The following is an 11,582-nucleotide window of genomic DNA, read 5'->3' as shown; positions in this document are numbered from 1 at the left end:
ATTTTAATGAAAGAGCTTACTATTATAATGACTTGGCATGATGAAGCAGACGCCGAAAAGCGGGTGGCTTTTGAACAGAATAAACAATCTTTCATCGATTATAATCCTGGTATTGATATCGTCGTGGCAAAAAACCCTTTTGGGAACACTTCTAAAGCTTGGCTCAGTTCGGATCTCTGTGCTTTTCAATGGTATAGTGAACATTTGGACAGATATAAGTCTGAAAGATATTTGATAGTCGAGTGGGACTGTTGGTGTGATTGCAATCTAAAAGACTATTATCAGCGTGTATGGGACTGTGATTTCGTCGTTCCAAACGTTAAATATCCTGAAAGGGACGACTGGTACTGGTTTAGAACGATCGACCAGTTACCCGAATACGCAAAGCTTCATGCAACGGGCGTAACCCCGCTCTGTGGAATAATGTTATCAAACAATGCGATGCAACAAATAGGAAAACTAATTACCAGACCTGAGTTCGAGGGCTTAAACAGTGAATTGCGGCTGGGGACGATCGGAACGATGCTGAATCTGGATCCGGTAGTAAACCCCGTTTATAACCGCTCATTGAACTGGCGGTATACAGGTCTGTTCGACCTAAAATACAAGGGGCTGCATCATCCAAGGAAAAAAATTGCTAATAGCCGAGAAGAACCAATATGAAACCAAAAGTTTTAATGATAACCGATGTGAAATTCTGGCTCAATGCGGCAGGTAGCTTCTCTAGAATTTCTACACTCGTCAGCTATCTTTCGCATCAAAGCTATCTCACTGTCGTGGTGCTCATTAAATCGGAACAAGAACATACCACCGTTTCTTTACCGAATATCAACGTTATTTTTCTGCTGAACGCTAACGACCACGACAAAAAATCAAACCTCGCCGCCGTTCATAATCTATTATCATTTGACAACTATAAATATTGTATAATAGAGTATATTAATCATGCGTATTTTCTTAGTAGCATCCCGGATCATGTTCTGACGATGCTCGATGTCCATGATATCATTAGCGACCGTAATGCGACTTTCAAAGAGTTAGGATATTCGTTTAATAAAGACGAACTGGTCAGAACAACAGAATACAAGATATATAGTTATTTTGACTATGTTATATTCATCTCAAAAAAAGATTATGACAAGTCATTGGCGCTTCTTCCATCTGAGAAAGCTGTATTGGCACCACATCCGGTAAGCGTTGTGAATAACCAATTTAGAGAACGAGCAAAAGTCGTAGGTTTTATAGCGAGTGATTATTTTCCTAATGTTGATTCTATTGTTTGGTTTTTAGAGAATGTCTGGTGCGATATTCAAGAAAGTTCAGATTTAGTCCTTCATATCTATGGTTTAGTTTGCAGAAGGATCCCGCAAAGGTTTGCTGAGTTAGATAATGTTCTGTTGAAAGGGTTCATTCCTGACTGTAACAAAATATACAATGATATCGATATTATAATTAACCCGGTAAGGGCGGGCGCTGGAATTAAAATAAAAAATATAGAGGCACTTGCTAATGGGCTACCATTAATCACGACGGCACACGGCTCGAGCGGATTGGAAGGAGGTATGCATGATGCTTTTGTTGTAGCTGATAATCCGCGGGTTTTCAAAGATAAATTGATAGAAATATCACGAGATAATAGACTTAGGAAGAGATTAGCGACAAATGCGAAAAGCTTTATAAAAAGAAATTTTAGTGAAGAAGTTTGTTTCAGTAAAATAACAGACATCTTGGCGACCGACAGTATAAATAATGAACCTAAACAGCCGATAACATGAAGAACACATTTATTCTTTCTTTACTTTTTTTCTGTATTTCAAGTGCTGCTTCAGCACAGCATAGATGGGAAGATATCCCTTTGATTAAGGTAAGCGACTTCGAGGCCGAGGTGCCTGAAGATGCTTGGATGCCTATCTATATCAATAGTAGAATCTACTATCGTATTGACACGGTCATCGAAAAGCGTAGGTCTTATAGAGTTGGAATCCGGACAACGGTGGAAATGCAGAAGAACGAAAGCTTTTGGGATCATGAAAAGGTAAAACCCAAAGATGAAGCGAGAATGCTGGAACATGAGCAAGGACATTTATACCTAGCTTATATTGCCGCTAACAGCATAGAGAAAGATATGTTGAAGCATAAGTTTACGGAGAACTGGAAAGAAGAGGTTCGATCTAAGTTTCACGAATTGCTAGAGCGACACTATAATGAATATTTGATATATGATAAAGAAACACGACATGGAAACGACATCAAGAATCAAAAGAAATGGAATGATTGGTTTAAATGGATGCTAACAGCCGTAAAATAGGACGTATTAAAGGAGGATCGTAGAGCTTATAAACCGATTAGATTATTTTTCGAATAGCATCTCGACTAGAACATTCCATTTGAACTCATCGTTGACTTCCCAGACACGGATGTAGTAGAAGTTCTGGACACGATCATCCTTGATAACTTTTGCATCCCCATAGGAATAGGCAAGCTCGCCGCTGTATGAGCGATCGACAGCAACATTTTCGGTTTTGATGTCGATTTTATTTTCCTTTAGGAAGTTGATGATGTTTTCTTTACCAATTTGAGGGGAAAAGCCTGAAAATAATAAGCGAGCATTGTCAGATAAGAACTCCTTATAGGCTACCGCATTATCGGCACGCAATACAGTACCCATCAGTCGGTCGGTACTCGTAACAATCTCTGCACGCTGTTCCAGCCGTACTTTCGATTTCTGCTTGAAATACTTTGTATCCTCAGGGTTGACGAATTTAAAGGTCTTTTCACGAGATGCATTAGGATGCTCAATTTCTGCTCGAAGTGCAATTTTCCAGCGCCCTTTTCGATCTCTTTTCCATATACTTAAATACTCACCGTTCTTTTTAGTAAAACCACTGTTCTGCCAACTGATGGGTCCGGTGGTAAAGCCCCATTCATTGCTTTTGGCGATCTTGGCAAATACAGGACGCCAACTTACCACATCAGGAATATTTGGTCGCGTACTGAAATACTTAGATGCAGGTTCTGGTGCCGGTTTAAAGTAAATCGTGTTCTTATCGATCGAATTTGTGAGTCCTTCTAACGGACCTTTGTTGAGACTTAACTCAGAATCGTAGATATCTGCGGCAACAATCTGTCCCACCAGATTATCGGTTTGCGCAAAGCTGGCAAGAGGAAAAATAAAGAGAATAAAAATTCTACATACTCTGGAGAGTGATTGGGACATAATGTTTGTTTAAATAAATACTAGCCTTTTACCCAATGGGTTTTCGTTTTGTTGTCTTTCAGTTGGATGCCGATTTTTTGTAATCCATCGCGAATACGATCTGAACTAACATAATCTTTGTTTGTTTTTGCATCGTTCCTTAGTTCGATGAGGATACTCATAACCGCTTCCAAATCTTCTTTAGCACCAAGTGTATCAAGTGTCAGGCCTAATACTTGATAGACAAACTGCTCCATTAGATCTCTCAGTTCTTCAATTTGCGTGCCGTTTAAGAATGCCTTACCATCAAAAACACTATTAACGATCCGAACACCTTCAAATAGTTCCGCTATAAGAACAGGGCTATTGAAGTCGTCATTCATAGCCGCATAGCAACGCTCTCTCAGTTCGCCTATTTGAATATCATTGCTTTTATCACTTGCTTGCAGGTCGGGCAAAAGTAACATAGCGTTCATCAGACGTTTATAACCCTTCTCTGCCGCATCTAACGCCTCATTCGAGAAGTCTAAGGTACTCCGATAATGCGCTTGTAACATAAAAAAGCGAACTGCCATCGGTGAGTAACCTTTGTTAAGCAAAGGATGATCACCCGTGAATAACTCGTGCGGCAAGAATCCGTTGCCAGCCGACTTAGACATGCGTGCACCGTTGACGGTTAGCATATTGGTATGCATCCAATATTTTGCAGGGTTGGTATGATTACAGGCTTGCGACTGTGCTATTTCATTCGTATGGTGCGTAGCGGCAAGATCCATACCCCCGCCGTGAATATCGAACTGAGCGCCTAGATACTTATTACTCATGGCTGAACATTCAATATGCCATCCTGGAAAACCAACACTCCATGGTGATGGCCAGCGCATGATATGCTCTGGTTTTGCTTTAATCCATAAGGCAAAATCTAGCCGACCTTTTTTTTCATCCTGCCCTCCCAAATCGCGAGTATTATTTAGCATTTCCTCCAAGTTGCGGTTGGTTAGAATGGTATAGTTATTCTCTTTGCTATATTTCTCAACGTCAAAATACACCGTCCCATTTACCTCATACGCATAACCATTGTCAATGATTTCTTTAATCATCTCGATTTGCTCTGAAATATGCCCGGTTGCAGTAGGTTCAATGGAAGGAGGAAGCGCGTTGAATAGTTTTAATACGTCATGAAAGCCAACAGTATAACGCTGTACAATCTCCATGGGTTCCAATTGCTCTAATCTGGCCTTTTTTGAGAATTTATCATCACCTTCATCACGATCGCCTTCTAAATGTCCTGCATCTGTAATATTTCTAACATAACGAACTTTGTATCCTAAGTGCAATAAATAACGGTAGATCAGATCGAAAGACACGAAAGTCCGGCAGTTTCCTAAGTGAACATCGCTGTATACGGTAGGTCCGCATACATACATTCCCACAAATGGATCATTGAGCGGTTCGAATTTTTCTTTTGTCCGGCTAATCGTATTGTAAATGATAAGGGCATCTTTCATTCAGCAAATTTACTAAAGAGAATTGAAATTAAAGTTTTGCATGCGTATTAAGACGAAGGCTTGACATCACAGTTGAAGGTCGCTCCAAATAGGAAAATGATCTGATAGTTTATGCGGAACGATTTGAAAGTTTTTGACCTGAAACTCTTGGCTCGCTAGAATATAGTCTATTTGAAAATTGGGGAACGCTCCATTATAAGTAACACCTAAACCCTCCCCTTTTTCTACAAATGCATTGGTCATACCAGACGATAGGCGGTTAACTGAGTACGATAAGGGCGTATCATTAAAGTCACCGGCAACCACATAAGGTATGGAAACCGATTGGGTATGAGAATAAAGAATATCGACCTGTTCATTGCGCTTCAAGTACGCTCGCTTCAAGCGACGTCCGATACGCTTGGTAGATTCAACATCAGCCTGACTGGTTCCCGGGCCTTGTTTGATATAATCATAGTCTTGCTGATCGAAACCAATAGACTGCAAATGGACGTTATAAACACGAAAGTTTTTACCGGATTTATTGATATCGGCATAGACAATGCGATTAACAATGCGTTCATGTTTGTTAATATTCAATGTTCCGGAGTCAATAATAGGGTATTTTGAGAAGATCGCAATCCCGTAAGCATCGTATTCGTTTTCCGCTGCAGGAATAAAATAAGAATATTGTAAGTCAAGTTTTCTTTCGAAGAGCTGTTTCATGTCGCTTAGACCCTTCGCTCTTGTATAAAACTCTTGCACGCATAATACGTCGGGGGAGACACTATCGATAATGGCAACGGTCTCTTCTCGGCGATGAGCTGCATCTTCTTTTAAACCCTGAAACATCTGCACATTATAACTCATGATACGAATAGCCGATGTGTCGTCATCAGGATGTGGACTGGCTGCACGACCGACGCCAATGTTTTTGCTCAAAGCTCCCCAACCAACAATAATACTGATAAGTGATAATAAGGCTAATTTTGGCTTTTTGATTAACCAGAATAAAATGAATAGAATATTTACGGCCAGTATAACCGGATAGCCTATCCCTAAAAAAGCTATGGGCCAAAATGTTTGAGGCTTAACAATTGGAGCGAGATAGCTCAATAGCAAAGCAACAATCGCCATGATATTGAATAAAAGAACAACGGTGCTTATAAAGCCTAACGATTTCTTCCTAGAACGCATTTCTCTAATTTTGACCTTGCTTACTGGCTTTAAAGAGAGCTTCCTTCTCTTCCTTTGTTAATTTATCATAGCCGTGCTGAGAGATCTTATCGAGTATCGTGTCAATATACTCTTGATCTGGAACGCGATTCACAGGTTTGCTTCTTCGTGGTTCTTCCTTCGGGACAACACGCATTACGGGTTTCTTTCTTCTTTTGGTAAACACTCTGCTCCAGTCTTTACCGTTCTGTAAACTTCGGATATATAAGAAGCCAAACAAAGCCCCGCCCAAATGAGATATGCTACCACCGGGATTTGCACCGGCTATCCCAATTAGGTCGAGCACAATAAACACCAAAGCCAAATACTTTAACTTAACATTCCCAAAGAACAGCATGCGAATGGCATAATCTGGAAGTAATGTTGCAGTAGCCACAACAATAGCGCTCACCGAAGCCGAAGATCCAAGCAAGAACGTAAACTGAGCCTGATTGCTAAAAACCGGTATAAAGTTATATAGGAAAAGGAAGACCAGACCGCCTGCAAGACCGCCGCATATATAGGTGAATATAAACTGCCGCTTGTTTAGGAAGTCCAGAAAGATCTGTCCAAGCCAAAACAACCATAACATGTTAAACAACAAATGAAAGAATTCCTGTTGAGTGTACATGTAGGTAAAAAGCGTCCATGGTTTTAGAATAAACAACATGGGGTTAGCCGGCATGACCAACTGTTCGCGAAGGGGACCGCTAATAAGCCCTTGATAACTGAAAAGAAATTCAAAAAGCAACAAAAAATTAAGCAAAAGAAACACCCCGATATTGATAGCAATAAAGAGATATAAAGGATTGCCCGACTTGAACACCTTGTATTTAAGGTCACTTATAATTGAGTTTTTCATCAATAACTAAAAAATAATCAATTAATTTTCTGTATGTTGAATTTACAAATCGTTTAAACAATAAACAAATAATTCTCTTGCATCTACCACAGGCGTGTTTTATTGATTCCCCACGCTTTTAGAAGAATAAAGCCAAACAAAGCACCGCCTAAATGTGCAAAGTGAGCCACGGAGTCACCTGCAAAGCGCGAGAACCCAAGGAAAAGCTCTATTAAAATATAGATTGGTATAAAATACTTCGCCTTAACGGGTACTGGAATAAACATTAAATAAAGAGAAGTGTTTGGGAAAAGATAACCAAAGGCTACTAAAAGACCGAAGATAGCACCCGAAGCACCCACCATCGGAATGTTGTAAGTACCGGCCAGTGTCCTAAGTTCCTCACTCGACATACCCGGATAATTACTTGAAATCATACCCGAAATAGGATCATAGCTGAAATAGTTCTCAGCGAAAGGCGTACCTACAATCTGATATACTTCAATCCCCTGCACCAAAAATTGCAATGCTAAAGCCCCCAATCCAGTGATTAAGTAGAAATTGATAAATCGTTTGGGTCCGAGGACTTGCTCAATAATTGGCCCGAACATGAAAAGCGCAAACATGTTAAAAAAGAGGTGAGCAAAGCCACCATGCATAAACATATAGGTAATAACCTGCCACCAATGAAACATGGAGGAATCGGGATAATATACCCCGAATAATCGATTCGCCTGATCGAAAATCATGGAACCAACAAAGCCTATCAGATTAAAAACAAGAAGATTCTTAACGACGGGTGATATATTGCCAAAAGGCGAAGTAGAGTTTGTGAACATGCTTGCTAACTTAATTTTCCAAACTTTGTTAAAAGTTCCTCGATGGTAAAGGTAATAATTATGGGCTTATTGCTCAGTGAAATGTTTGGACTTTCACATGCGAATAGCTGATCAATTAAATCGGCCATCGCGTCCTGACTTAGATGGGTGCCGCTTTTTATTGCTGCATTACGAGCAAGGCTCCGTGCCAAATTTTCGCGTTTAGCTATGCGATCTACCGCTTGATAGTTCTTGTATGTCTCAAGCAACTGTTCGATTACCTGTAGTTCATGGAGCCCCGGGCCGATATCTGCCGGAATACCTTCTACAATAAAAGCCGTTTTGCCAAAAGGCCTGATCTGAAAACCAAGTGCTTCAATATGTGGCATCAGTTCTTGCACCAATTCGAAGTCTGCTTGGTTAAGATTGACCGTTTGGGGGAATAAGCTTTGCTGGCTGGCCCCTTGTCTATTTTCAAGATGACGCATAAAACGTTCAAATAATACACGCTCATGCGCCGCTTGCTGCTCAATAACCAGAAAGCCTGATTTAATCTGAGAGATTATGAAGCGGTTATGAATCTGAAATATTTGCTTGCCACCCTGCTTTTCAGTCTGAGCTTCTTCATGATCATGCAGCTTTAATTGATTCACCTGTACTTTTTCAGTTACTTCATACAGCGATTCCCAGTTTTGAGGTATCGCTGTTTTATATGGACTGTGACTTGGTCTCTCAGGGTTTCCCTCACTTTTTTGTGATTTTCCTTTTGATTCGTCGGTGTCAAAGGGATTGAAAGAAGGATTGAAATTAATAGATGGTGCTACAATCTCGTCTATCGGCTTTGGACTGATCATCTGACTAAAAGCTGTTTCCTGATTAAAGTCGAGCGACGGTGTAATATTATATCGACCTAAGGAACGCTTGATTGCCGACCGGACGATAGCATAGATGGACCGATCGTCTTGATACTTGATCTCTGTTTTTGTCGGATGCACATTAATATCAATCTTCGAAGGATCAATTTCGATAAACAAGACATACAGCGGAAAGGTATCTGATGAGAGCAGGCCCTCATAAGCCCCCATAACCGCATGGTTCAGATAAGGATCTTTGATAAAGCGTTTATTTACAAAGAAATATTGCTCCCCACGGGTCTTCTTCGCAAATTCGGGTTTACCCACGAATCCCTGGATACGAATAATGGATGTTTCTTCTTCCACCGGCACAAGACGTTGGTTGTACGAGCTGCCGAAAACATGAACCAAACGTTGCTTTAGTCCCGAAGCCGGTAGATGAAAGAGTTCATTCCCATCATGATGTAAGCTGAAAAATATCTTCGGGTTTGCTAATGCCAAACGTTGAAACTCGTCGATAATATGTTTTAACTCTACAGGATTGCTTTTCAGAAAGTTTCTTCTGGCCGGAATATTGTAAAAGAGATTCTTGATACTAATGCTAGTCCCTGCCGGTGTAGCAACGGGTTCTTGATTTACAACTTTCGAAGCCTCAATTTCAACACAGGTGCCTAAATCGTCCTCATGTCGCCTGGTTTTCAACTCTACCTGCGCAATAGCGGCGATGGAAGCCATCGCCTCACCCCTAAAGCCCATGGTACGGATAGCAAACAGATCTTCGGCAAGCTTGATTTTTGAGGTTGCGTGACGTTCAAAGCAGAGCCGCGCATCCGTAATACTCATGCCGCACCCATTATCAATGACTTGTATCAATGATTTACCCGCATCATTCACAATGAGTTGAATTTTGTCTGCTCCCGCGTCAATCGAATTCTCCAACAGCTCCTTTACTGCCGAGGCTGGCCTTTGCACAACCTCTCCTGCTGCTATCTGGTTTGCTACCGAATCTGGTAGCAGATTTATTATATCAGACATACGCTGCTAAGGTACAAATTTGATAGGAAAAAATGATTTGATACGTGCCAATCGTGACGCCAAACTGGCTTCTGTAAGCCATTGAATAGCCAAGCCATCTTTCTCCATTTTACGGAAATAGGTCATCTGGCGCTTTGCAAATTGATGGATAGCGATTTCCAAGCGTTTAAAACACGTTTCGCGATCGAAGTGCCCTTGTAAGTATTGAGTAATAAACTTATACTCTAAGCCATAAAAAATCAGCATTTCCTCAGAAACGCCAGTTTTTAATAGTTGTTCCACCTCTTCAATTAACCCTTGTTCAAATCGTTCATGCAGACGGGCTGTAATATTCGCCCGACGCACCTCCCAATTTGGGTGAATTCCGAAAGTCAAGGACTTTGGCGGCTGTACATCACAATGCTCAAGGCTATTACTCTCTAACCATTTGGCAATTTCGATTGCCCGCACCAGACGCTTGTGAGTGCTGGTGTCGGCATCAAACGAAGCATGTTCCGGCATATCCTTAAAGTCGAGTCTAAGTTCTTCGATCGTCTTGCTTTCAATTGCCTCACGTAACTCAGCGTTCCGCGGAACGCTGGTGAATTCAAAGTTCTGTAAAACAGATTGAATATAAAGGCCCGTTCCACCACAAAGAATAGGAACTCTTTTACGAGCCTTAATTTGTTCGAAAACGTGATGAAAATCTTTCTGGAACTGACCAACGCCGTAAATTTCACCAGCATCTAAGATATCAATCAGGTGAAAGGGAACCTCGTCATACTCAGCCAAGTCTTTACCCGTGCCGATATCCATCCCACGATAAATTTGTCGCGAGTCGGCACTGATGATCTCTCCTCCAATTTCCTTTGCCAAAGCGACAGCCAGGGAGGTTTTCCCTGAAGCTGTCGGTCCAAGAATAGTAATAAGTTCGAAATCGTTATGAATCAAACCCTTATTTCAACTAGAAGTGATTAATCAACTTTAACCCACTTATCAGAACTTTGGTTGCTTTCAACTACTCGATCAACAAATGCCATCCCTCTTACCCCTTCACCTACCTGTGGAAAATCCAGCATTTCCGGCGTAGGCGTCTCTCCGTCCAACTTCGCTGATACAGTCAGCACAAAGTTGCGGTAAATATTACCAAAAGCCTCTAATAGCCCTTCTGGGTGCCCCGCAGGAATTCGCGTATTATGAGTAGCAAAGCTGCTCAATGTGTAAGGTGCTTCATATGCATTCCCGGTACGGTAAACCTGTAATGGACGGTCTAAGAGTTTAACATACAAATTATTAGGATCATGTTGCTTCCACTCGATACCGCCTTTTTCGCCATACACGCGTAAGGTCAGTGCATTCTCTTCTCCGGCCGCAATTTGCGAGGCAATCAGTACCCCATTGGCGCCATTGTTAAAGCGTAATAGCACGTTCCCGTCGTCGTCTAAATGTCTTCCTTCTACAACAATCGAAAGATCAGCACATAACTCACTGATTTTTAAACCCGATACGTATTCCGCTAGGTGAGCCGCATGGGTACCGATATCACCCATAGCGCCACTCTTACCCGATTTTTTCGGATCCGTTCTCCAAGCTGCGCCAGCATTTCCTTCGCGCTCAGAGAGACGACTTAACCAACCTTGAGGATATTCAACGATAATTTTTCTTACTTTTCCTAATTCATCGTTTGCTACCATAGCTTTCGCTTGCTTAACCATTGGGTAGCCGCTATATGTATGGGTTAGCGCAAGCGTCAGACCTGTACGCTCTACAATTTCTTGTAATTCGATAGCCTCTTCCGTTGAAAAAGTCATCGGCTTTTCGATAACCACGTTAAAGCCATGCTCTAATGCCATTTTGGCTGGCGCAAAATGAATAAAGTTGGGTGTAACAATGGTCAAAAAGTCCATACGGACATCTTCGGGAAGCTGACTTTCTTTTTCGATCATCTCCTTGTAGTCTTTGTAAACCCGATCGGGAGCTACAAAAAGCGCCTCAGCTGAGTCCTTACTAATTTGCGGGTCAATACTAAAGGATCCGCAAACTAGCTCTACCAAACCATCCATATAAGCTGCGATGCGATGCACAGAACCAATAAAAGCATCCTTGCCACCGCCGACCATACCCATTCTTAATTTTCTCTTCATTATTTTTATTATT

General features: G+C 41.4%; 11 protein-coding genes. 3 read left to right on the top strand and 8 right to left on the bottom strand.

Annotated elements, in window-relative coordinates:
- The first annotated feature begins 6 nt into the window (after positions 1 to 6).
- From WKR92_RS07715 to WKR92_RS07705, 3 genes are read left to right on the top strand one after another with little or no spacing between them, the layout of a single operon-like run.
- Complete coding sequence (locus tag WKR92_RS07715; RefSeq protein WP_375557247.1) at positions 7 to 663, top strand: hypothetical protein; 657 nt, start codon at positions 7 to 9, stop codon at positions 661 to 663.
- Positions 660 to 1,775, top strand: coding sequence for a glycosyltransferase (locus WKR92_RS07710; RefSeq protein WP_375557246.1), 1,116 nt, complete (start codon positions 660 to 662; stop codon positions 1,773 to 1,775). Before WKR92_RS07715 ends, WKR92_RS07710 begins: the two co-directional genes overlap by 4 nt.
- Complete coding sequence (locus WKR92_RS07705; RefSeq protein WP_375557245.1) at positions 1,772 to 2,308, top strand: DUF922 domain-containing protein; 537 nt, start codon at positions 1,772 to 1,774, stop codon at positions 2,306 to 2,308. Before WKR92_RS07710 ends, WKR92_RS07705 begins: the two co-directional genes overlap by 4 nt.
- A 42-nt stretch (positions 2,309 to 2,350) precedes the next feature.
- Here the strand turns inward: WKR92_RS07705 and WKR92_RS07700 are convergent, their stop codons facing one another.
- The 8 genes from WKR92_RS07700 to WKR92_RS07665 all read right to left on the bottom strand — a co-directional run bounded on the left by WKR92_RS07700 (position 2,351) and on the right by WKR92_RS07665 (position 11,569).
- Positions 2,351 to 3,217 (bottom strand): hypothetical protein, encoded by an 867-nt coding sequence (locus WKR92_RS07700; protein WP_375557244.1) that lies wholly within the window; start codon positions 3,215 to 3,217, stop codon positions 2,351 to 2,353.
- 20 nt (positions 3,218 to 3,237) lie between these two features.
- A complete protein-coding gene (cysS, locus tag WKR92_RS07695) occupies positions 3,238 to 4,704 on the bottom strand; it encodes a cysteine--tRNA ligase (protein ID WP_375557243.1) in 1,467 nt (488 codons plus the stop codon).
- Between the two features lie 66 nt (positions 4,705 to 4,770).
- A complete protein-coding gene (locus WKR92_RS07690) occupies positions 4,771 to 5,880 on the bottom strand; it encodes an endonuclease/exonuclease/phosphatase family protein (RefSeq protein WP_375557242.1) in 1,110 nt (369 codons plus the stop codon).
- 4 nt (positions 5,881 to 5,884) lie between these two features.
- On the bottom strand, positions 5,885 to 6,760 hold the full coding sequence (locus WKR92_RS07685) for a rhomboid family intramembrane serine protease (protein ID WP_375557241.1): 876 nt from the start codon (positions 6,758 to 6,760) through the stop codon (positions 5,885 to 5,887).
- 83 nt (positions 6,761 to 6,843) lie between these two features.
- Positions 6,844 to 7,578 carry a rhomboid family intramembrane serine protease gene (locus WKR92_RS07680; protein ID WP_375557240.1) on the bottom strand — a complete coding sequence of 245 codons (735 nt, stop codon included), beginning with the start codon at positions 7,576 to 7,578 and terminating at the stop codon, positions 6,844 to 6,846.
- Positions 7,579 to 7,583: 5 nt separating this feature from the next.
- The gene (mutL, locus tag WKR92_RS07675) at positions 7,584 to 9,446 is read right to left on the bottom strand and encodes a DNA mismatch repair endonuclease MutL (protein ID WP_375557239.1); all 1,863 of its coding nucleotides are present in this window, start codon (positions 9,444 to 9,446) and stop codon (positions 7,584 to 7,586) included.
- 6 nt (positions 9,447 to 9,452) lie between these two features.
- Positions 9,453 to 10,376: a tRNA (adenosine(37)-N6)-dimethylallyltransferase MiaA gene (miaA, locus tag WKR92_RS07670; protein WP_375557238.1), complete on the bottom strand. Its 924-nt coding sequence runs from the start codon at positions 10,374 to 10,376 to the stop codon at positions 9,453 to 9,455.
- A gap of 23 nt (positions 10,377 to 10,399) precedes the next feature.
- Positions 10,400 to 11,569, bottom strand: a complete 1,170-nt coding sequence (locus tag WKR92_RS07665; protein ID WP_375557237.1) for a Gfo/Idh/MocA family protein — start codon at positions 11,567 to 11,569, stop codon at positions 10,400 to 10,402.
- Positions 11,570 to 11,582: the final 13 nt, after the last annotated feature.

Source organism: Albibacterium profundi (assembly GCF_042159835.1).
In the GTDB taxonomy this organism is placed as follows: Bacteria; Bacteroidota; Bacteroidia; order Sphingobacteriales; family Sphingobacteriaceae; genus Albibacterium; species Albibacterium profundi.
This window is presented reverse-complemented; position numbering and strand designations above follow the sequence as displayed.

Bases quoted from the DNA above. Each gene is read 5' to 3' on its own strand.
- WKR92_RS07715 (WP_375557247.1), top strand. From the start codon at position 7: ATGAAAGAGCTTACTATTATAATGACTTGGCATGATGAAGCAGACGCC.
- cysS (WP_375557243.1), bottom strand. From the start codon at position 4,704: ATGAAAGATGCCCTTATCATTTACAATACGATTAGCCGGACAAAAGAA.
- WKR92_RS07685 (WP_375557241.1), bottom strand. From the start codon at position 6,760: ATGAAAAACTCAATTATAAGTGACCTTAAATACAAGGTGTTCAAGTCG.
- mutL (WP_375557239.1), bottom strand. From the start codon at position 9,446: ATGTCTGATATAATAAATCTGCTACCAGATTCGGTAGCAAACCAGATA.
- WKR92_RS07665 (WP_375557237.1), bottom strand. From the start codon at position 11,569: ATGAAGAGAAAATTAAGAATGGGTATGGTCGGCGGTGGCAAGGATGCT.
- WKR92_RS07705 (WP_375557245.1), top strand. From the start codon at position 1,772: ATGAAGAACACATTTATTCTTTCTTTACTTTTTTTCTGTATTTCAAGT.
- WKR92_RS07680 (WP_375557240.1), bottom strand. From the start codon at position 7,578: ATGTTCACAAACTCTACTTCGCCTTTTGGCAATATATCACCCGTCGTT.
- WKR92_RS07690 (WP_375557242.1), bottom strand. From the start codon at position 5,880: ATGCGTTCTAGGAAGAAATCGTTAGGCTTTATAAGCACCGTTGTTCTT.
- WKR92_RS07710 (WP_375557246.1), top strand. From the start codon at position 660: ATGAAACCAAAAGTTTTAATGATAACCGATGTGAAATTCTGGCTCAAT.
- WKR92_RS07700 (WP_375557244.1), bottom strand. From the start codon at position 3,217: ATGTCCCAATCACTCTCCAGAGTATGTAGAATTTTTATTCTCTTTATT.